Origin of the sequence: Bacillus sp. m3-13 (assembly GCF_000175075.1) — a bacterium.
GTDB classification, from domain to species: Bacteria; Bacillota; Bacilli; order Bacillales; family Bacillaceae_I; genus Sutcliffiella_A; species Sutcliffiella_A horikoshii_C.
The window spans coordinates 137239-156539 of record NZ_ACPC01000012.1 but is presented as its reverse complement, the minus strand read 5'-3'; the positions used below and the strand labels follow the sequence as shown (position 1 = coordinate 156539).

25 protein-coding genes, 1 pseudogene and 1 riboswitch are annotated in these 19301 nt (G+C 38.8%); of the genes and pseudogenes, 3 read left to right on the top strand and 23 right to left on the bottom strand.

Annotated elements, in window-relative coordinates; all coding sequences use genetic code 11:
* Window positions 1-111 precede the first annotated feature (111 nt).
* The 8 genes from M313_RS0105630 to M313_RS0105600 all read right to left on the bottom strand — a co-directional run bounded on the left by M313_RS0105630 (window position 112) and on the right by M313_RS0105600 (window position 5050).
* The gene (locus tag M313_RS0105630; protein WP_010193252.1) at window positions 112-366 is read right to left on the bottom strand and encodes a protein YuzH; all 255 of its coding nucleotides are present in this window, start codon (window positions 364-366) and stop codon (window positions 112-114) included.
* Window positions 367-509: 143 nt separating this feature from the next.
* On the bottom strand, window positions 510-692 hold the full coding sequence (locus tag M313_RS24515) for a DUF2705 family protein (protein ID WP_050780647.1): 183 nt from the start codon (window positions 690-692) through the stop codon (window positions 510-512).
* A complete protein-coding gene (locus tag M313_RS22795) occupies window positions 682-1479 on the bottom strand; it encodes an ABC transporter permease (RefSeq protein ID WP_050780645.1) in 798 nt (265 codons plus the stop codon). Before M313_RS22795 ends, M313_RS24515 begins: the two co-directional genes overlap by 11 nt.
* Window positions 1479-2396, bottom strand: a complete 918-nt coding sequence (locus M313_RS0105620; RefSeq protein ID WP_010193250.1) for an ABC transporter ATP-binding protein — start codon at window positions 2394-2396, stop codon at window positions 1479-1481. The genes M313_RS22795 and M313_RS0105620 overlap by 1 nt, the downstream gene beginning before the upstream one ends.
* A gap of 15 nt (window positions 2397-2411) precedes the next feature.
* Window positions 2412-3188: a hypothetical protein gene (locus tag M313_RS0105615; protein ID WP_010193248.1), complete on the bottom strand. Its 777-nt coding sequence runs from the start codon at window positions 3186-3188 to the stop codon at window positions 2412-2414.
* Window positions 3189-3201: 13 nt separating this feature from the next.
* Entirely contained in the window at window positions 3202-3894 is a 693-nt protein-coding gene (locus M313_RS0105610; RefSeq protein ID WP_010193247.1) for an ABC transporter ATP-binding protein, read from the bottom strand.
* Window positions 3891-4268: a GntR family transcriptional regulator gene (locus M313_RS0105605; protein ID WP_010193246.1), complete on the bottom strand. Its 378-nt coding sequence runs from the start codon at window positions 4266-4268 to the stop codon at window positions 3891-3893. Before M313_RS0105605 ends, M313_RS0105610 begins: the two co-directional genes overlap by 4 nt.
* The gene (locus M313_RS0105600; protein ID WP_010193244.1) at window positions 4265-5050 is read right to left on the bottom strand and encodes a hypothetical protein; all 786 of its coding nucleotides are present in this window, start codon (window positions 5048-5050) and stop codon (window positions 4265-4267) included. The genes M313_RS0105605 and M313_RS0105600 overlap by 4 nt, the downstream gene beginning before the upstream one ends.
* A 290-nt stretch (window positions 5051-5340) precedes the next feature.
* Here M313_RS0105600 and M313_RS25735 point away from each other — a divergent pair, with 290 nt between their 5' ends.
* On the top strand, window positions 5341-5496 hold the full coding sequence (locus M313_RS25735; protein WP_010193242.1) for a hypothetical protein: 156 nt from the start codon (window positions 5341-5343) through the stop codon (window positions 5494-5496).
* A gap of 235 nt (window positions 5497-5731) precedes the next feature.
* Here the strand turns inward: M313_RS25735 and M313_RS0105590 are convergent, their stop codons facing one another.
* From M313_RS0105590 to M313_RS0105560, 7 genes are all read right to left on the bottom strand, one after another.
* Window positions 5732-6076, bottom strand: a complete 345-nt coding sequence (locus M313_RS0105590) for a TIGR04104 family putative zinc finger protein (protein ID WP_010193239.1) — start codon at window positions 6074-6076, stop codon at window positions 5732-5734.
* A 121-nt stretch (window positions 6077-6197) separates the two neighbouring features.
* Window positions 6198-6575, bottom strand: a complete 378-nt coding sequence (locus M313_RS0105585; protein ID WP_010193238.1) for a hypothetical protein — start codon at window positions 6573-6575, stop codon at window positions 6198-6200.
* Window positions 6576-6666: 91 nt separating this feature from the next.
* Window positions 6667-7623 (bottom strand): nucleoside hydrolase, encoded by a 957-nt coding sequence (locus M313_RS0105580; protein WP_010193237.1) that lies wholly within the window; start codon window positions 7621-7623, stop codon window positions 6667-6669.
* A 58-nt stretch (window positions 7624-7681) separates the two neighbouring features.
* The gene (locus M313_RS0105575; RefSeq protein WP_010193236.1) at window positions 7682-8764 is read right to left on the bottom strand and encodes a Ger(x)C family spore germination protein; all 1083 of its coding nucleotides are present in this window, start codon (window positions 8762-8764) and stop codon (window positions 7682-7684) included.
* On the bottom strand, window positions 8751-9860 hold the full coding sequence (locus tag M313_RS0105570; protein WP_029326355.1) for a GerAB/ArcD/ProY family transporter: 1110 nt from the start codon (window positions 9858-9860) through the stop codon (window positions 8751-8753). The genes M313_RS0105575 and M313_RS0105570 overlap by 14 nt, the downstream gene beginning before the upstream one ends.
* 15 nt (window positions 9861-9875) lie before the next feature.
* Window positions 9876-11399 (bottom strand): spore germination protein, encoded by a 1524-nt coding sequence (locus M313_RS0105565; RefSeq protein WP_010193232.1) that lies wholly within the window; start codon window positions 11397-11399, stop codon window positions 9876-9878.
* A 144-nt stretch (window positions 11400-11543) separates the two neighbouring features.
* Window positions 11544-11870, bottom strand: a complete 327-nt coding sequence (locus M313_RS0105560; protein WP_010193231.1) for a hypothetical protein — start codon at window positions 11868-11870, stop codon at window positions 11544-11546.
* Window positions 11871-12074: 204 nt separating this feature from the next.
* Between M313_RS0105560 and M313_RS0105555 the strand changes: the two genes are divergently transcribed.
* Window positions 12075-12566, top strand: a complete 492-nt coding sequence (locus M313_RS0105555; RefSeq protein WP_029326354.1) for a sigma-70 family RNA polymerase sigma factor — start codon at window positions 12075-12077, stop codon at window positions 12564-12566.
* Window positions 12567-12760: 194 nt separating this feature from the next.
* On the opposite strand, the gene ykzS is transcribed toward M313_RS0105555, so the two are convergent.
* Window positions 12761-12955, bottom strand: coding sequence for a protein YkzS (gene ykzS / locus M313_RS0105550; RefSeq protein ID WP_010193229.1), 195 nt, complete (start codon window positions 12953-12955; stop codon window positions 12761-12763).
* Window positions 12956-13855: 900 nt separating this feature from the next.
* Here ykzS and M313_RS25025 point away from each other — a divergent pair.
* Window positions 13856-14040: pseudogene (locus M313_RS25025) on the top strand (YkvS family protein).
* A gap of 55 nt (window positions 14041-14095) precedes the next feature.
* Here the strand turns inward: M313_RS25025 and M313_RS0105545 are convergent.
* The 7 genes from M313_RS0105545 to queC all read right to left on the bottom strand — a co-directional run bounded on the left by M313_RS0105545 (window position 14096) and on the right by queC (window position 19080).
* Complete coding sequence (locus M313_RS0105545; protein ID WP_010193227.1) at window positions 14096-14410, bottom strand: AbrB/MazE/SpoVT family DNA-binding domain-containing protein; 315 nt, start codon at window positions 14408-14410, stop codon at window positions 14096-14098.
* 82 nt (window positions 14411-14492) lie between these two features.
* Window positions 14493-15161 carry an oxidoreductase gene (locus M313_RS0105540; protein WP_010193226.1) on the bottom strand — a complete coding sequence of 223 codons (669 nt, stop codon included), beginning with the start codon at window positions 15159-15161 and terminating at the stop codon, window positions 14493-14495.
* A gap of 59 nt (window positions 15162-15220) precedes the next feature.
* Window positions 15221-16234 (bottom strand): DUF3231 family protein, encoded by a 1014-nt coding sequence (locus M313_RS0105535; protein WP_010193225.1) that lies wholly within the window; start codon window positions 16232-16234, stop codon window positions 15221-15223.
* Between the two features lie 506 nt (window positions 16235-16740).
* Window positions 16741-17238 (bottom strand): preQ(1) synthase, encoded by a 498-nt coding sequence (gene queF, locus M313_RS0105530; RefSeq protein ID WP_010193224.1) that lies wholly within the window; start codon window positions 17236-17238, stop codon window positions 16741-16743.
* A 17-nt stretch (window positions 17239-17255) separates the two neighbouring features.
* Window positions 17256-17975: a 7-carboxy-7-deazaguanine synthase QueE gene (gene queE, locus M313_RS0105525; protein WP_010193223.1), complete on the bottom strand. Its 720-nt coding sequence runs from the start codon at window positions 17973-17975 to the stop codon at window positions 17256-17258.
* Window positions 17975-18412, bottom strand: coding sequence for a 6-carboxytetrahydropterin synthase QueD (queD, locus tag M313_RS0105520; protein ID WP_010193222.1), 438 nt, complete (start codon window positions 18410-18412; stop codon window positions 17975-17977). Before queD ends, queE begins: the two co-directional genes overlap by 1 nt.
* The gene (gene queC / locus M313_RS0105515) at window positions 18409-19080 is read right to left on the bottom strand and encodes a 7-cyano-7-deazaguanine synthase QueC (protein ID WP_010193220.1); all 672 of its coding nucleotides are present in this window, start codon (window positions 19078-19080) and stop codon (window positions 18409-18411) included. Before queC ends, queD begins: the two co-directional genes overlap by 4 nt.
* Before the next feature lie 128 nt (window positions 19081-19208).
* Window positions 19209-19254: riboswitch (PreQ1 riboswitch) on the bottom strand.
* Between the last annotated feature and the right edge of the window lie 47 nt (window positions 19255-19301).

Below are 19301 nucleotides of genomic sequence, written 5' to 3'. Positions count from 1 at the left end.
GACCCACAGGCGCAGCCGAGGAGGCTCACGGACCGCCCGCAGGCAAGCGAAGCGCCTGGAACGGAAATCAACCGTACTTTATACATTCAAAAAAAGAAGGCGCCCTAAACCTCAGGCACCTCCCACTCCAGTATCCGCTCTTTTCCTTCTCCGATAAAACGCTTCTCTCCCCATATAGCTGTTAAAAAGAAGCTCCATTTTCTCCAAATCTTCCTGCAACACTATCGGGTCCCGTTCATCCCAATACACATAAGAAACAAAATAATACTTACGGATGGGGGAAAAGAGTACCTTGGAATGCGGAAACTTATCAAAAAACCCTTGTATCTGCCCTTTTTTCATATACGAAATATTCACCAGTTCCATCAACATCACCTACTTGGTTAAATATTAGTCGAAATTACAGGCAAGGCAAACGGGCTTATCATTGTAATACCACATACACAGCTTAAATACACCATTAAAACTCTACCTTACACTATATCTAACAGTTCATTCCGCTAAAAAAGTTAAGCAGCAATATCTCGTTTCACAAATGTCCAGAAACTTACTACATGCAGCAACACAAAGTAGATTAAAAACATGACAGTAGAGAAGCCAAAACTAACTCCTGGGACAATTTGCATTCCTTCAAGCAATGATTCAAAATGAATGTTGGCAAACGGAGAATACTTTGCCCATTCAAACTTCATGGCAACAAGCGTTGTAATCTGCGTTCCTGTAAATAAAAAGAAATAGTGAAATCCCGATTGCAAGCGAGTTATTACGGAACACACTCGATATAATGAAAGCAATGGTAGCGAACATGATTACTCCTAAGCTGCTCAATGCCATTTTCAAGATCAAGTATAAAAATGGATGAACCTCTTGCACTTCACCACCAGCATACAAAAGGTAAGGCGTACTATCAAAACCAAAAGCAATAGCACCGGTTACAAAAGTACTTACAAATAGAATCGTATAAAAAATGACTATGAACACAAGGACACTGATGTATTTAGCCAGCAAGATCTTACTTCTGCTTATCGGTCTGATCATTAAGAGTTTGATAGTCCCCCAAGTAAATTCACTTGCTATCATACCTGCAGCTATGATGACAACGAATAGTGTAACCAGGCTTGTCAATCCAAAATTTTCATCCATATATGTCCACACAGAGTTGCCAGTTGTAGGTTCCATATCATTTTCCAAGCGATGCTCATTTATTGCCAACTGTCGCTCTAGGTTGCTTCTATCCCCTTCCTCTGACTCTTCAATCGTCATTTCCAGGTATTCATTTTCCTGCTCTAAGGATTCCTCCCAGCTAAGCTCTTGGCCATTGGCACCACTTTCACTTCTTGCATCGTCAAGCATCGAGCCCATCATGATGGTAAAAATGACTCCAACGGCTGACAATAATACCAATATCGCACTCATCACATAAAAGCTTGGCCTTCTAAACCATTTAATTAGTTCATTTTGAATTAAATTTTTCATCATTAGACACCTCGCTCCTGTGACGTTTTTTCTAAGAATTTGTCTTCAAGGGTTTTCGTTACTTCCTTCACTTCAAATACAGCAATCTCTTTTTCTACTAAACTTTTGATAAACAATGGAACAGCTGCACGATCTATCTCCGCCTGCAATTTACCCTCTGCAAGATTATGAGTCATATCCATCTCACGCATCAATGCCATCGCCTCTTCCACCGGTTCACATTCCAGCTGATACAAGGTTTTTCCGCCATCGTTAATGAAGTCCCTGATACTTTGAATATCGATTAACTCACCCTTTTGGATGATACCGACTCTATCACACATCAATTCCATTTCGGATAATAGATGGCTTGAAACAACAATCGCCATTCCTTCTTCTCTGGCAAGACTTCGTAAATAGTCTCTTATTTCCCGGATACCTGCAGGATCCAGTCCGTTTGTTGGTTCGTCAAGTATTAATACTTTTGGTTTATGTAGTAAGGCCTGTGCTATTCCCAAACGCTGCCTCATCCCCAAAGAATATGTCTTCACTTTTTCCTTGATCCGGCCAGTCAATCCAACCAATTCTATTACTTCATCCAGTCGTTCTGCTGTGATCCCGGGCATCATTCTGGCATATTGTTTCAAATTCTGATATCCCGTTAGAAATTTATACATTTCTGGATTCTCAACGATTGCCCCCACTTGGCGGACCGCCTTTTCATAATCGGTCTTGATGCTTGCTCCGTCGATGTGTATATCACCTGAAGTGATACTCATCAATCCAACCATCATTCGAATGGTTGTCGTTTTTCCGGCTCCATTTGGTCCAAGAAAGCCAAACACTTCTCCTTTATACACTTCAAAAGATACATCTTTAATGATTTCCTTGGTACCTATGTCTTTACAAACATTTGTAAGCTTTACTGCCACATCACTCATGTTACATAGCTCCTTTTATACTTCTATTTTCTTCACATTTTTTACTGAGAGGAAAAAAACCAAAACACTTACCGCTAGAAAAACCGTAAACAGTCCAAAGGAAAACTCTGACAAACTTACCCCCAACGAAATTTCCTGATACCCATTCTCCGTTTCATTTGTGACTAGAGTACCTAATGATACGGACGGAAAACTGCCAACATCCTTGAGTCGATCATATAAGGTACTAAGCATGAACCCCTCATGTATCACAAAAATAAAATACGCAATTATCCCGCTAAAAGCAATGCGCACATATTCAAAGCGCTTCCCTTTTGCAACAGCAATTTGAGACCAGAAAAAAATGGCCCAAATCGCAAGATACATACCTACACCTATAATCGTACCTATTAATGCAAAGCCCTCAATAATTTCCTTGCCTTGAAGAAAGGGCTGGCCACTGATGAAACAGGAAATGGCATACAGAAGGATGGCAAAAGTAATGGACAGCAAACAGTTGAACATTGAGATTAGCAATTTACTAGAAAGTAGAGATCGAGCGGGATTTGGATTATATAACCACATCTTTAATTTTTGCTCTTTTACAAGATTCATAACCATATCGGTTCCCATGTAGAAAATATGGATGCTTATTAAAGTCAGCCCAATAGCTATAGAAACTTCCGGCTCATCCATACTTAACGATAACCCTACACCTAACATCCAGAGCGCTAGAATAAAAAGATAATTCTGCAGTTGCGCCTTCATCGAAAGCTTCCAATCTTTTAATAACAGCCCCGTGTAATAACCCATTCTTTCTCCCCCCTTACTCCTGAAAATTTGCAATCATCCAGTCTTTAACCGACAGTCCATCCGATTCCCTAATATGTTCTACGTTTTGATGGGCCATAAAGTTTCCATTTTTTATTAACACCACTTCATCGAGCAGTGATTCAATTTCATCAATTTCATGGGTGGCAATAATAATCGTCTGATTACCGAAATCGAGGAAGGTTAGGAGCCCTTTTACAATCGAATCTCTCACCATGGGATCCAATCCTGAAAACGGTTCATCCAACAGAATGTAATCCGCTTGCCTGGACAATGCAAGAACAAGCTTCAATCTGCCTCTGTTACCTTTGGACAACGCTTTTATCTTTTTGGATGGCTCAAGTTTCATGAACACCAAAAGCTCTTCCGCCTTCTCTTTGTCGAAATCACTGAATTGGGAGGCATAGAATTTGACCATGTCTTCTACTGAGAAAGCATCATAAAATACGTCAAGTTCCGTCATATAGGCTACCTTTCTTGCAATCTTGCGGCTGGCTATTTCCCCATCCACCGTCACCTTACCTTTATCAGGTCTTACCAAACCGGCAATCATCTTCAGGCTGGTAGACTTTCCGCTGCCGTTTGGACCAAGCAAACCAATGATTTTTCCTTTTTCAAAAGACAGATCCCCATCCTTCACCGCAATATCTTTGCCATATTTTTTACTAACCTGTTCGAATTTGATCATTTCTGATTCTCCCCCTCCTCCAAAAATCTTTCCACACTTTCAACAATTTCTCTTTCTGATGCACCGATCTCCCTCATACTCTGGACAAAGCTTTCAACAACTTTCGTTTCCATGGCTTTTTTCAAATGCAAAAGCATTTCCTCATTTTCTGTAACAAATGTCCCTTGCCCTCTTTTGGTTTCCACGATTTCCATCCTCTCCATTTCACTGTATGTTCGTTGAATGGTATTTGGATTTACACCTGACTGAATGGCCATTTCCCTAACGGAAGGAAGTTTATCTCCAGGCTTTAACACACCTCGAACGATTTCTTTACTTATACGATCAATGATCTGCAGATATATCGGTTTATCAGCATCGTATTTTGCTGTCATTTTACTTCCACCGCCTTATTTAAAAGCCAACTTGTTAAGAAAAAGATCCCAGTTATTTTTAATATAGAGAAAAGCAAACCTACCCATGAAATCTTTTCTCTGCCAGAACTGATCCAAAGGCCATCTTCTCCTATATGAACGTTCATGAATTTTGTCATTTCAATTGGAACAGGTAAAACCGATTGCAATCCTCCCAACAACTGTTTTTCTATAAATAGAATCAAAAGGAAGCTAAAAATGATAAATAGCGTGAAAAAGACTACTTTAAACTTTGCTATGTAATTGAACCTCCCCATTGAATGGTAGATTGCCCAATAAAACGTATAGAACATGGCGAGTTCTAATCCACTAACTGTTATTAGGACACTCATTTGAAAGATAGATTCTGCCGTTATGAGGTTTACCGTAGTTTCCCCCGGATCAAAGAAAACTACTGTTATTCCTAACAACAGAAACGCCATACATAAACTAGTGATTTGGAGTAAAATCCCTGTCAAAAGTTTACTGCCTAAGATCATGGACATAGAACGAGGGCTATGCAGCCACATTTGCGACTTTTCTTCCAAGCTCAGTCCTGCCCCAACAATCATCGTGATATAAATAACATGGATACCGATAATCATGGATGTCGCAATATATAATAGTTCATGGTTATTGGTGAGCACACTCCCACTCAATACAACAGCCCAAATAAAGAGCTTGAAACAAATAAGAAGTATAAAAGTATTTTTAGATAGCAGCCATTCTTTTCTCATCAACCCTTTAAAAGCATGTGTTTCCATTAGAACTCCCCTTTCTGTTTTAGTGTTCTAGTTAGATAGTACACTAAAACAAATTAGAACGTCAATCTTTTTTTTCAATTATTTTACAATGGATGGATTTCCGTTTTATCCTAAACTTCCTTTTCATTATTCCGATAAAATTAATACCCATTATTCTTTTATGTGGTAAAATGACACTGGTGTACATATATTTAGTTTTTTTTACAAATTTCTACTTTATTACTTATTATTTGTGAGAATATTTTGTATAATATACTTACAAATTTCTTCATGTGTGTAGGAGTGAAGTGATGGATACGAGAGCGAGAAGAATTGTACGTAATAATAAGAAAAGTCAATTCCATTATTTAATTGTCTTAAAAGATTTTATCGGGTCTTTTGTACTTCATGCTATTTCACTGGTCATAGTGGCTGCCTTCCTGATCTGGGTACTAGATCAGGTGTAGAAACATAAAAAACGAGAAGGAATCGAAATCCTTCTCGTTTTTTATTGGTCTGTTTTCGTAAATTTTTGTTGCTGTTTCGCAAACTCAAATTAGCCGATATATTATTTACTGTCGTGCTCTTTTCTCTGTTTTACGAAGCATACTACTTGTGATTTCTAGAGTATGTAATCAGAAAAAAGTCCAATTGCCGACTTTTTACCGGTGAATAGCAACAATTTTTGAGAAAAGAGCTTTTTTATTTTGCTTTTTGTTTTTTCTTTTCCTCTACCGGCTGTAGTTTTGATTTCTTGTAACGCACTTTGGTTGCTGCATAAAACACACCGGCTGAACCAAAAATTAACACAATAAGCACTTGGCTCCATCTTGTATGTAAAACCCCCATCATCGCACTTAGCATATAAGCAATAAGAATCGGTATTAGCACGGTATAAAGAGATAAGATAAAACGGAATTTTTCATCTACTTCATAAACGGTTTCGCAACCCTCACATTTAATAGGACGATACCCAAAAAAGACAGAGGTTAATTTGGTTTTATATTTTACTTCTTCTTGACAGTTTGGACATTGGTGAAATGACATGTTATCGACCCCTTTAAAGTAATTCCTCTTTCATTTCATCATATCAAAAGCAATGCTAAAGGAATAGTTGAAAAACAAAAAAGATCCAGCACACCATTTAGGGTACTGGACACCTTAGAGGTTATTCGCTTTCAGGCTGCTTAACGTTCTTTAAGACATTTATCACAAACAATACCACACCTAGAGTGGTTAAATTCGCCCCGATAATGGTCAATATCAATAAGGACTCATTACCGTATACTACAAATGCCAAGCCAACCATCATCAAAGGCAAGCCTATATTGTGTAACCAAAAATGCCATGTAGCAAGTTTCGTTTTTCCGGCTGCAGGAAATAAAATATAAATGATACCAGCAAGAGTCAAAGCGGTCCATCCAAGCAAATTAACATGAGCATGTACAGGCGTCAAATTGTATGCATGTGCCGTCGACATATAATAACCGATACCGACCCCTATCAAAAAATAGATAACGGAAATTTTTATCAACCTAACTCCCATAATCACCCCTCCAGTTCTATAACTTCATACACTACTATATTACGTATTGTGATGAGTCTATAGAACTGGAAAATACCAAATATTACAATACTCATTCTTCATTTGCAATAGGGGAGGACATGACCTTGACGAAGTTTTTAGCGAATTCCTCTGCATTCACCTCTAGTGCAATAGTCACTTTATTTCCCTTTTCATCTGGTCTTGGTCGAAAGTCAGCAATGCTTACTCCCCTTAAATTCCCTTCATCTAACCCCACATTAACTTCCTTCTCCACATACTTGAATGCTTGTGGCGTTGTCACGGCAAATAATGTCATGACATCATGCAAAGGACTTCCTTCTATTCCTGGTATAAGCTTTTGGTATGCTTCAAAATAATAATCAAATATCTCTTTGATAAGGCTTTGATAGGGGTTGTTTTCTTCCTTAATGATCTCATCTATCATTTCCGGTGTGATGATCGCTTCTTTTGTGACATTCAATGGGTAGAGTACACCATTTTTCACTTTTTCCATCACAATTCCTGCAGCAATCGGATCACCATAGAAATTTGCTTCCGCTCCTGCGGTTACATTTCCTGGAGTGAGAAAGGCACCTCCCATTAAATAAAAGCCCTTAATTGCATTCATTGTTTCTGCACCAGCTAGATTAAAAGAAATGGCAAGCGAAGTGGACCTCCCGACATCTACAATTATCAATTCCTCTCCATATTCCTCAATTAATTTAAAGATTGCATCAAAATTTAATAATTCTCCTTTTATCGTATCAGGTGGATTAATTGGCCCTAATCCCTCTTCCCCATGTATCTCTGGATAATAGGGAGTAAACTCACCAGATAGTGGTGTTTTCGCCCCGCCAATCAATACAATATCCTTCTTGCCTCCAAGTTCCAGGAGATAGGCGACATTTTGAGTTGCTTGTTCTTGATCGACATTGCCATAGCTAGTTACAATACCAACCAATTCAAGTTCAGGGTTCAACAATGCATAAATAATTGCCAATGAATCATCAATACCAGGGTCACAATACAAAAGAATCTTCTGAGGCATATATAGCCCCCCTTATTAGATGTTACCATAGTATATTCAACACACTTGGATATCTGACCTATTCGGTAGTACCTGTGCTGATAAGTCTCACATCTGCATCCACTTGTACCGTTAAAGTTGGATAGGTCTCTTCTTTCCATTTTTTATAGTCAAATCCCCTTTTTCGAGATTTCGCTTCATATCCTAAGCCAATCGGGTCTACACCTTTTTCCTGAAACTCTTTTATCATGGATTCTGTTTCTTTGATGATTTTATCTTCCAACAACTTTTGGAACTCCTTTAGTTCCTTAGGAGTGACTTTATTACCGGTATATTCTCTAACCGCTCCATCCATTCTTACTATTATTTTAATAGAAGGAGTGTCACCTTCCCATTTCACTTTAATTTTTCTATCTGTCTTAATACTTCGTATAGAAACGAATTCTTCTTTTCCGTCCACTCCCAAGGAAACGGTACCATCGGAATGTTTGTCCACAAGTGTTTTAAAATAAAATAATCTTTCATTTGGAATGGTCATTTCATATTTATCTTCTTTCATTACTGCCACTCCAACAATTTTTGCACTATCTTCTGTTTTCTTTAAAATAGGTAAGTTAGGGTCTTTCCCTTTTTGAAAATAATCTGACAGGAAAATGTGCATGTTCGTTTTCGGAACGTCCCTTCTGTCAATATTGTGTTTAACAAGATTAAACAGATGATCACCTGTTCCTCTTGTACCAAGGTTTTGCTCTAATAATTCCTTTGTCTCGCCATCCACAATTGCCAAGTATAAACCTGTTCCGATACTTGCATCTCTTTGTAAGCCATCGACAAGTTGGATGATCCCCTTTTCTGCCATCGCTTTGTTGAACAAAACTAGTTCTAAGCTACCGTTGACAATCGGTGCAGACGATTCTTTCTGTGCACTCCTTAATATATCCTTATTTAATTGGGAAACCGCAGTAAATGTTTCAGTTTCGATCTTTTTATCAGCTTGATATACTGGTACTACGAAAGTACCCAACACTTCTTTCTCTCCAATCAAATCAAAGCCTTCTACTGATTCAATATTAATGTCATCTACGATTTCTTTTTCCAGGCATCCTGTAAGAAAGAGACACATTGAGATTGAAATAACCCAGTTAATATTATGTTTTCTCAACTTCTTTTTTCCCCCTTCTCCAATGCACAAAAGTAATAACTAGAAATAACAACGGAATATACACATAGCCCATATAAAATCCGACTTGTCCCATATAGGAGTTTAAATCATTAATCAATTTCCTATCTTCAAATTGATTCATGATTATAAAAACGATAGTTGTTATTATAATTAAGCTGGTCCTATGTTTCAGTTTGGTCATTCTTTTGGCAAGCCTGCTAGCACACCATAAAAACAGACACACATTTGGAAGGATAATAAGACACCAATTGGCAATTCCGATATATTCTACACGTTCTACAAAAGGAAGCTCAATGATTTTCCAAATAGAGAGCGTTGCCCATATATTTTTTTGCAGCTTCCCTTCACTGAAATAGGCAAACGTGATTAGTGCAAATATTAGATAGATGGATGAAGTGACAAAAACTCCTAAATGAGCCCACTTTTTGGATTGTTGCGGTTTGCTTATAAATGGATAGAACATCAATAGTGTCTCAAATCCAAGCATACTTAAAGTCATATCCCTGCCTGACAGAAAGATGTCTTTAAGTGAATGATCGAATATTGGTAGCAAATTTCGAAAATCTGCATATTCAAGCGGGAGGACAATAGTTATTAACAGATAAGCGGGTAGCATAACACCCAAAAAGGCTATCCCCGTGATGACTCGAAATCCGCCTGTTATTATGTAAAACACTAGGAGAAGAAATAATAATGAAAAAAACCACGTGCTTAAATCTGGAAATAGCCAAACTTGTACCACCTCAATATATGTTCGTAGCACGGTTACAGCCGTCATGATATAGTAGAAAACAAAAAAGAGGTTAAATAGGTTACCTATCCATTTACCAAAAGCCATTCGATGAGCACTCGCCAAATCTCCGTTACTTTTTTCACAAATTTTGTAAATCATGTAAACAATGATGTGTGTAAAACCACCAAAGAGGATAATACCCATCCAAGCATCGTAGCCGGCAGACATTGCAATAACCCGTTGATAGCCAAGTGCTCCTACTCCAAACTGTGTGCTATGAATTAAGTAAAACACTAAAAAGGATGAAACTTGGAACTGCTTTGGAATTTTTTGCAATGTCATGCCTCCCTTCTTATTTCAATATTCATCAATATCCTTTTTGGGTTTTTTTCGTATTTTCGCCATTCTTTGAGGTTTATTGGTTCTTAATTGGCCAGGCCTTTCTGTTTGCATCGAAAATGGTAGCCTTAACAAAGCATCCTTCATATCTTTCACTCTAGGAGGGTAAATCGGTTCCAAGTAAGGCCTTCCGAGAGATGTCAGCCTTAACAAATGCGCTGCCAAAATACAGAAGCAAAACACAATCCCTAGCAATCCCCATAATTCTGCAAACAATAGGAAGGGGAACCTCAACAGTCGGATTGTATTACCCATTTTATAAACAGGGGTAGTAAAGGATGCTAGTGCAGCAAGTGCTACGATAATTAACAGGACGTTACTCGTCAAACCAGCTTCAACAGATGCGGTCCCAATAACTATCCCACCCACGATACCGATTGTCTGGCCAACTTTTGTAGGAAGTCTTGCTCCAGCTTCCCTAAGTAATTCAATAGTCAGTTCGAGAAAAATCGCTTCTAATATAGGTGGCAATGGAACCTCACGTCTAGAAGAAATCAACGTGCTCAGTAGATCTTTGGGAATCAATTCATAATGATAGGTCAAAACTGCAACATAGACTGGGGTTACCAAGATGGAAAAGGCAACACCGAACAGCCTGATAAGCCGAAAAAAGGAAGAAAGCCAATAACTTAAATAATAATCTTCGAATGAAGAGAAAAATTCCACAAGCGTTGTAGGTCCAATGAGTCCATGAGGAGATCCATCCACCATGATCACTACTTTCCCCTCCGTCAAAGCCGACACAATCCGGTCAGGCCTCTCTGTATCCAGAAGCAGCGGAAATATTGTGTTACCGTTATCAGATATTAATTGTGTTATATAGGAACTGTCATTTATATGATCGAATTCCACCTCATCAAGTCTTTGGATGACTGTTTGCACATTTTCATTATCTACAATTCCATCTAAATACATGACACCCACTCTCGTCCTGGAAATGGTGCCTAACATTTTCTGTTCAACCGTTAACATCGGACTGCTTAAACGCCTTCTAATAAGGTTTATGTTAGAATCTATATTTTCAACAAACGATTCTTTCGGTCCTATAACGCTGAACTCAACCTCTGGCAAAGAAACTGCACGGGTTTGGACAAATTCCGATCGGACTAACAAGCCTTTTTTGTCCTTCTCACCAATCTGTACAAAAATAAAGCCTGTTAATAACTTTTCTCTTATTTCCTTCGGATCGGAGCTAATGGTCACTACTTCTATTGGTAAAATATTTTTTAATTCTTGTAAATTGCTCCATGGGCTAGTAGAAATCCTATGTAATATGTCACGATGCAGGAAATCAGTATCCACTAATGTATAGTAATAGTTAATCCAAACCTTCCTGCTTCCATCATTGGTCTGATTAGTAAACCTCAAAAAATCAACAGATTTCTCCATTTGTAATAATAATTGTGTAACAGACATATCCTCTACCTTGTTCGATGTTTGGCTGCTTTTAGGTGTAAACAGTTTTTTCAGTAGGTTTTTCATTGAACTCCCCCCTTTCTATGGAAACAATGGACGTCACAATTCTCCTTTTATTTTTCCTATAAAGTTATGTAATATACCAGTAGTTAAATGGAGGCTATAATGAAGGGCATAAAAAAAGAGCCCTATTTGGACTCTTGAGTACTGCTATTTTTGTGGTTTTCTAATAATCTCAACCACATCGAATATACGAATATGATAGATGTTCTTATCCACATCTTTAATGGTAAGTTTATTCGCTTTATAGCGGAAAGATTGTATACGACCAGTAACTTGGATGACGTCTCCTTCAAACCAGATCGACATCTTGAAGATTTCCTTTGCCATATACATATGACGTAATAACTTTTTTATATATTGAATATCCGGAATGTTTTCCGGGTATAGTAAAAATCCTTGTACTGTCCGGTCGGCGTCATTTTTCCAAAGATACATTGATTGATTCGCTAGTTTATCCTCTTTTTTATGTTCCATGGCAATTACCCCTTTTTTAACATTATCGTTGATACTCTCTTACAGGTAACCTCCATACTCTTCATAACATATAACTGTACAAGCCATATGCCACTGCTACTTCACAGTTTATTCCTCATATCTTGACATGTCAACTAAATAAACGGCCACTATAGTAAAGATACCGGTAATAGAGAAAAGCTAGCTTTTCGTTAGGAACTCCTAATGAAACCAACTTTTGAAGAGGTATTAAATCAGTACACTCCCATGATACACCATATCATTAAGACTTTGAATATATACAAAGAGAAAGATCGTTACGTTCATGAGGCAACCATTGCTTTATGGGAAGCCTTCTGTTCACAGAACTGCAGAAAAGGTTCATTTACTTCTTATGCTTATTCATCAATACGCGGAAAATTGCTTAATCACTTAAAAAAAGAGGTGAGATGGGAAGATACACACATGTTTATGGAGGCGATGCCGGAAGAGGGGATTGATTTTACTGGGGACTCTGTAGATGTGGGATTGGAGGAGTATACTCGCCATTTAACGGATAAGCAGCGGAAATGGGTGGAAGAGTGCATTATTAAAGGAAAGAAGTTGGATGAAGTCGCTAGGCAGGAGGAGGTTACGGTAAGTGCTGTTAAGTCTTGGCGGGCAGAGGCGCTTAAGAAACTTAGGAGGGAAATTAATAAGGTAACACTTAACAGTTGATCTTCGTTTCAGGCACTTCGCTTTCCATGGGCGGTCCGGGAGCCTCCTCACAACGCTTCAGGGGTCTCCCCTGTCCCTTCCTCCCATAGGACAAGGAAGGCTCCGGCAGCGATTCATCGCACGAAGAAAATGCGCTAGCATTTTCAAGGAGTCTTCGTGCCTTCCACTGCGATCAACTTGGTTTTTGTATCCACCTAGCTTCTTGCTTCTTGCATGTATTGGTATACTACTTCGCCTTTGTGTTTGGCAATGCCTCTGTAGTGTTTGAAGTCTTCACGGGCAACCAGCACTTTACGAAAAATCATAAAATCCTCTTTTGTAATTCTATATTCATGAAGCTCTCCATTTTTAAGCTTGTCTAATATTTCTGCTGCTAAATTTTCATTCACAATTATCACTCCATCTTTCGAAATACTACTCTTATTTTATCACTAACAGCCTAATGTGAAAATAAACAGAAAAAAATCGCTAACGCGAGCTAAAACCACGTCCCAAGATCATAATCTCTTGGAACGTTTTCTCGGTTTTCGCACAGCTTTGAAATATTGACCTTGGCCGGATCTTTCCTTTGCGTTCACCTTTGACTATTTCAATAAAATCCCTTGTCACCAAGGGCTTTATATTGGCGATGAGGACCTCTCTCTTCCCGATTTCTCGTCACTGAGGTCTTCAGACGAGCGATGAGGACTTCTCTCCTCCTGATTTTTCGTCACTGAGGTCTTCATACGGGCGATGAGGACTTCTCTCCTCCTGATTTTTCGTCACTGAGGTCTTCATACGGGCGATGAGGACTTCTCTCCTCCTGATTTTTCGTCACTGGGGTCTTCATACGGGCGATGAGGACTTCTCTCCTCCTGTTTTCTCGTCACCCAGGTCTTCATACGGCGATGAGGACCTCTCCCTTTCCAATTTTTTGTCACCACCGAGGTCTTCATCCCGACGATCAAGAATTACTTTGCAGATTTTCCACAATTCAATTATTTTATAATTTCCTAAAGCATAAAAAAACCCCTTCTAATGAAGGGATTCCATGGGGGATAAGGAATAAAATGAATGGGGCAATTAGGTAGCCCTATTATTATATATGCACCCTACCGGGTAACGGTCACAAAGTAAAAATAAAATAAATTAAAAGAAAATTTAGAAAAAATAGCATGAAACTATTTACGTTTCTGCAAAAATAATGCAAACTGTATGTAACACTTTTTAAATCCACTATTTCACAAAAATAAAAAAGCCAGACAGAGAGAGATCATCTGTCGGTGAACTCTATTTAGGGGGAGATATCGTTGAAAAAAGCAGAAGTGGGAAACATCATAGAATTTCGTGAAGGTCTTCAAGGGGTGGGTAGAGAAAGTAAATGAAAACTCTGTCATAGTGGACCTTACTTATATGAACAATTATCGTGATTTAGAATTGGAACAACGAACCGTGGTTAATCATAAAAAACTATAAAATTGTAAAGTCATTATAGAACGAAACCTAAAAAAAGACTTCTCCAATTCACACAGGGGAAGTCTTTTTTGTTGCTAGCCTATTTCCTCTTCTAAAATTTCCAGTATAACGGCAGTTCTTTCTTTATCAAGTCGAACAGAAAAATGTGTCTCTTCATTAATATTCAGATTACGCCTAATTTCAATAGGAATGTTTACCTTCCCGTTATTGGAAACAATGGATTCATTATAAATGTGTTCTTCATTTATCGGTTTCATTACTAATCCTAAAGGTTGTTCCATTATCATCAGTACATCGCCATCGGAAATTTCAAGTTGTTCTCTAATTGACTTGGGAATGGTTAAATGGCCAGATTTACGAATTCTTCTTAGCTCTTTCGTTTGGCTCATAGTGGACACTCCTATTTTTTATTTCTTATTCCCTACTACGCTGAAGTGAAAACGAACTTTTCCTAAAAAGGTAGAATTAGGGTCAAAGGTCACCGATTTTAGCGATTAGGTCTGATTCCACAATATGAACACCATCTCTGCCGTCATTTAAAAACCTAACCATTGCTTTTGCAACTGTTTGTCCATGAACAGAACGATATTTTTGTAACTTTCCGCGCAATAAGGGTTGAATGGCAGTACCTAACACTTCTCCTACTCTTTCTCCTAATCTAAATTCATTTCGATCTCCAAGAAGTAAGGAAGGCCTAAAGAAATACGTAGACGTAATCCCTACAGCTGATACTGCCTGTTCCATCTCCCCTTTTACCTGGTTGTAAAAAAATCTAGAATTTTCATCTGCCCCAATTGCTGAAACTACGGCAATTTTGGTTACACCGTTTTCTTTTGCGAGACGTGCTGCTTCCACTACATAATCATAGTCCACTTTACGAAATCTCTCTTTTGTACCTGCTTTTTTCTTCGTTGTCCCTAAGCAAATAAATAGATCATCCACTTTGAAATGTTCCTTATAGTCAGACATATTCTCGAAGTCGATCTTCACTTCCGTTAGCTTAGGGTGAACCTTATTCGTATGGTTCCTTACAAATGTCGTAAGGTGGGTGTAGTAAGAATTTTGCAAAATCTCTTCCTTTACGTACGCTCCTACCAAACCTGTTGCTCCAATTAAAATGGCGCTTCTTTTTGAGTTCATGAATGGTTCTCCTCTGCCTTTGTTACTTACTTTATAACAGAATTAGTGCTTTCCTACAACTATTCACGCTCTTTAGACAGTTCTTCCCTATCAGCAGTGGAAGGGGGTTTTTCCATCCAACGATTAGTAACCATGATGTCTGCACCAGATTTTGCAAGTAATGCCGACTCCGAAGATAGCTTTTCATATTTCAGCGCAATATCCGTCCGCTGACTGGCAGAGGATGCGGTCGCATAATTTCCAATGCCAGCTGCCACCATTAAGCTATTATGAAACATCATCAACTTATCAGAAAAAGGAGGGATGTGAGATGCGGTTACAGAATAATCTGCTGCCATCGGTGCTTGAATATCATCCTTTAACAATATATCAACAAAAGTTTTTATGTGAGTAGTGGCCATTTGCTTTGCCTTTACCATGAATTCACGTACTTCCTTGCTTACAGCTGTCTGGGAAAATGCCGTACAAAGAAGCATCCCAATTTGATTAGTTTCAATATTCATACTAAGGTGGGTCACTTCAATTGTATTTAATGTACGCTTGTTCACTAAAGGGTTTAAACCGCTAAAATATTTTTTATCTTCCACTAAATACGCTCTATCAGGAATAACCGTACTAGGTTTCTTAATATATAATCCTCTTTCTAATAGCAGATCCGTTGTAATATCAAATATCTCGATTGTTCGCTGCATGAATGTCGTATAAAGCGTTCTGATATCTTTCCTTGATATGGCACTAAGACTTGCCCCATATGTAACCATTCCGATTTTGGCCATTTGTAAAACGTAAGCTAGTTGGAATGTATCCGAAAAGAGTCTTGGAGCTTTAAGATTTATGTCATTTTCAGAAAAAGCTAACGGAAGTGGGTATTTTTCCTTCCAAAAAACGGCCTTCAGTTCATTCTCATTGGAAGATGCTACATCATAAGCTTTTGCAATGATTGTTCGAATTTGCTTATCCTCTACAGTTTCGAGGAAGTATCTTAAGACACATGCTGACATGGAGTTGTTTAGGTAAAGTGTCCAAAGTGTGCTAGTTTCTGCGCAGGACCATTCTGTTGTATGGTTTGTCATTTTTGTCCCCTCCTGTTTATTGCTATTATTTTCAATTGGGAGGGATTTTAGTATAAAGTTTCTGGTCCTTTTTAATCTAAAAAATATAGTTGTTCGGTTGATACCGCTGTTCCTTTCCGCAAATGGCTTCGCTTTCCGCGGGACGGTGCTTGAGCCTCCTCGCTGCGCTGTGGGGTCTCAAGCTACCGTTACTCCCCCGCTGGAGTCTTCACCATTTGCTCCAATCCACAGCTAGAGATTTAGTAAAAGTATTGTTGTTGGGTATCATTAACTCGTTAGGTATCTTTTTTTAGCCATAAGTTAAATGAAGTCACCTAGTTGATTGGAGTGGAAGGCGCGCAGACGCCCGCGGGAGGAAGGGACAGGTGAGACCCCACAGGCTGTAAGCCGAGGAGGCTCACGGACCGCCCGCAGGCAAGCGAAGCGCATGGAACGGAAATCAACGGTCTTATAAACTTATCTCTAAAAAAAGAAAACACAATGGGAGCTGTGTTTTCTTGGATGGATTATCTGTTATCGATTTTTTCTGGGTATAGGTCGTGGTTCATAAGACGGTACTCAGCCATTTCTTCGTATTTCGTGCCAGGTTTTCCATAGTTGGTGTAAGGGTCGATGGAAATTCCGCCGCGTGGAGTGAATTTACCCCATACTTCGATATAACGCGGGTCCATTAGTTCAATTAAATCGTTCATGATGATATTCATGCAATCCTCGTGGAAATCTCCATGGTTACGGAAGCTGAATAGGTACAGCTTCAATGATTTGCTCTCCACCATTAGTTCACCCGGGATATAGCTGATGTAAATAGTGGCAAAATCCGGCTGATTCGTTTTGGGACATAAACTTGTAAACTCCGGACAATTGAATTTTACAAAATAATCTCTGTTTGGATGTTTATTTTCAAAGGTTTCCAACACATCCGGGGAATAGTTGAACAAATAACTTGTTCCTTGATTCCCTAGTAATGTTACACCTTCCAATTCTGAATCTTTTCTTCCTGACATACTCACTCTCTCCTTTATTAAACTCCGCGCTTATTGCCCCATACTAGTGTGTGCAATTGTGGCAACACGCGAACATTATTCATTTCATCATCATTCATTACCTGATCAATCAGCCACTCATACTTAGCCAACAAATTACTGATTAACTTTTGATCATCTTCTGTGGTTGTATCATCATTTCCTACTTGTACATAAAAAGCTATATCCGGATATAGCTTATGGACCTTTTTCGAGTAAGCCAAATCGTCCTCATCAAATACCACTACTTTTAGAGAAACACTACTGTTTTTAACTCTTTCTAGCAGATCTCTAAGTATGGAAAAGTTGGTATCCATCCCGGAGCTTGGCGGTTTTGGAGAAATGGTTAGATCATCTATTTCCATTAGCCAATCCTGCCATTTGCTTCCTTGCGTTTCAAGCGCCACCTTTATATCGTTCTCATGAAGGAGTTGTACAAGTTTCCCGATATTCTTTAAAAGAGCTGGGTTTCCTCCAGAGATAGTAACGTGATTAAAGGCTTTCCCACCTATTTCAACCAACTGCTCATATATCTCTTCATGTGACATCATCACTATGTCATCCTTTGCGCTGCCATCCCATGTGAAAGCAGAATCGCACCATGAACATCGGTAATCACAACCAGCCGTTCGGACGAACATCGTTTTCTGGCCAATGACCATCCCTTCTCCTTGGATGGTAGGGCCGAATATTTCTAGAACTGGAATTAGACTGCTCATTACTTTTTCCCCTTCTTAGGACGGTAAATACAATAACTTGTCGGTGTTTCCCTTACATATACTTGAAGACAGGTAGGTTTGGAAGGAAGAGTCTCTAAATGCTTTTCTATCGTTTCCCACATGACTCTTGCCACCACTTCTGTTGTAGGGAAAAAATTCGGATCCTCGTCATTGAAGACGTCTTTATGATCATTTAAGACTGTGTGATCAAATTTATCGTGCAAAAGTTTTTTTAATATTTGAAAGTTAACAAGAAAGCCTGCCTCGTCCAAGGCGTCTCCTGCCACTGTCACATTGACAAAGTAAGTATGTCCATGTAGCTGTCTGCATTTCCCTGCTGCATCTGTTGGAACAAAGTGTGCTGCTGCTATTTGCATATCCTTGTTTAGCTCATAGCAGAAATCATGTTGTACTTGTGGGTAAATTTGTTGCATCATGAGGACACAACCCCTTTATTTTTTTTAACAAGGTAGTCATCCAATCCACGTTTTCTCAGTTTACACGCAGGGCACTCGCCACATCCGTCCGCGATAACACCATTATAGCAAGTCAATGTTTTTGTTCTTACAAAGTCTAATGCGTCAAGGTCATCTGCCAATTCCCATGTTTCTTCCTTGTTCAACCACATCAAAGGAGTATGAATGACAAATGGGTAATCCATAGAAAGGTTTAACGTCACATTCATGGATTTAATAAAAACATCACGACAATCCGGGTACCCGCTGAAGTCTGTTTCGCAAACGCCTGTCACAATATGTCTCGCACCAATCTGCTTTGCTGCTACAGCTGCAAAGGAAAGGAATAGCAGATTTCTTCCGTCTACAAACGTGCTTGGCAATTCCCCTTCTTTTTCTTCTATTTCGATATTATCTCTAGTAAGGGCATTTGGTGTTAATTGTCCTAAAAGGGACATATCAAGAATGCGGTGTTTTACTCCAAGTTCTTTTGCAATACTTGTTGCACAATCAATCTCTAGTTCATGTCGCTGTCCGTAATGGAATGTGACAGCTTCCACTTCATCAAATTCTTTCATTGCCCAAATTAGGCAAGTAGTGCTGTCCTGCCCGCCACTGAACACGACCATCGCTTTTTCCTTTTGCTTCATCGTGTCTTCACTCCTTTAATCATCTATATCTATAGTCATACAAAAAACGCTAACCAAAAATAATGGAGGCTAGCGCATAACATCAGAAAAAATAAAAAAACTATATCCTAAGGAATATAGTTTGGTATCTGTCCTTAGTTTTTTATAGAGGGTATTTGCTAGAACCTCTCCTGACACCATTATCGGCGTAAGACTTTATTCAATTTAACTTTGTTACTATA

Excerpts from the sequence above, each read along its gene's own strand:
- M313_RS0105630 (WP_010193252.1), bottom strand. The coding sequence starts at position 366 with ATGGAACTGGTGAATATTTCGTATATGAAAAAAGGGCAGATACAAGGG.
- M313_RS24515 (WP_050780647.1), bottom strand. The coding sequence starts at position 692 with ATGAAGTTTGAATGGGCAAAGTATTCTCCGTTTGCCAACATTCATTTT.
- M313_RS22795 (WP_050780645.1), bottom strand. The coding sequence starts at position 1,479 with ATGATGAAAAATTTAATTCAAAATGAACTAATTAAATGGTTTAGAAGG.
- M313_RS0105620 (WP_010193250.1), bottom strand. The coding sequence starts at position 2,396 with ATGAGTGATGTGGCAGTAAAGCTTACAAATGTTTGTAAAGACATAGGT.
- M313_RS0105615 (WP_010193248.1), bottom strand. The coding sequence starts at position 3,188 with ATGGGTTATTACACGGGGCTGTTATTAAAAGATTGGAAGCTTTCGATG.
- M313_RS0105610 (WP_010193247.1), bottom strand. The coding sequence starts at position 3,894 with ATGATCAAATTCGAACAGGTTAGTAAAAAATATGGCAAAGATATTGCG.
- M313_RS0105605 (WP_010193246.1), bottom strand. The coding sequence starts at position 4,268 with ATGACAGCAAAATACGATGCTGATAAACCGATATATCTGCAGATCATT.
- M313_RS0105600 (WP_010193244.1), bottom strand. The coding sequence starts at position 5,050 with ATGGAAACACATGCTTTTAAAGGGTTGATGAGAAAAGAATGGCTGCTA.
- M313_RS25735 (WP_010193242.1), top strand. The coding sequence starts at position 5,341 with ATGGATACGAGAGCGAGAAGAATTGTACGTAATAATAAGAAAAGTCAA.
- M313_RS0105590 (WP_010193239.1), bottom strand. The coding sequence starts at position 6,076 with ATGTCATTTCACCAATGTCCAAACTGTCAAGAAGAAGTAAAATATAAA.
- M313_RS0105585 (WP_010193238.1), bottom strand. The coding sequence starts at position 6,575 with ATGGGAGTTAGGTTGATAAAAATTTCCGTTATCTATTTTTTGATAGGG.
- M313_RS0105580 (WP_010193237.1), bottom strand. The coding sequence starts at position 7,623 with ATGCCTCAGAAGATTCTTTTGTATTGTGACCCTGGTATTGATGATTCA.
- M313_RS0105570 (WP_029326355.1), bottom strand. The coding sequence starts at position 9,860 with ATGACATTGCAAAAAATTCCAAAGCAGTTCCAAGTTTCATCCTTTTTA.
- M313_RS0105565 (WP_010193232.1), bottom strand. The coding sequence starts at position 11,399 with ATGAAAAACCTACTGAAAAAACTGTTTACACCTAAAAGCAGCCAAACA.
- M313_RS0105560 (WP_010193231.1), bottom strand. The coding sequence starts at position 11,870 with ATGGAACATAAAAAAGAGGATAAACTAGCGAATCAATCAATGTATCTT.
- M313_RS0105555 (WP_029326354.1), top strand. The coding sequence starts at position 12,075 with ATGAAACCAACTTTTGAAGAGGTATTAAATCAGTACACTCCCATGATA.
- M313_RS0105545 (WP_010193227.1), bottom strand. The coding sequence starts at position 14,410 with ATGAGCCAAACGAAAGAGCTAAGAAGAATTCGTAAATCTGGCCATTTA.
- M313_RS0105540 (WP_010193226.1), bottom strand. The coding sequence starts at position 15,161 with ATGAACTCAAAAAGAAGCGCCATTTTAATTGGAGCAACAGGTTTGGTA.
- M313_RS0105535 (WP_010193225.1), bottom strand. The coding sequence starts at position 16,234 with ATGACAAACCATACAACAGAATGGTCCTGCGCAGAAACTAGCACACTT.
- queF (WP_010193224.1), bottom strand. The coding sequence starts at position 17,238 with ATGTCAGGAAGAAAAGATTCAGAATTGGAAGGTGTAACATTACTAGGG.
- queE (WP_010193223.1), bottom strand. The coding sequence starts at position 17,975 with ATGAGCAGTCTAATTCCAGTTCTAGAAATATTCGGCCCTACCATCCAA.
- queD (WP_010193222.1), bottom strand. The coding sequence starts at position 18,412 with ATGATGCAACAAATTTACCCACAAGTACAACATGATTTCTGCTATGAG.
- queC (WP_010193220.1), bottom strand. The coding sequence starts at position 19,080 with ATGAAGCAAAAGGAAAAAGCGATGGTCGTGTTCAGTGGCGGGCAGGAC.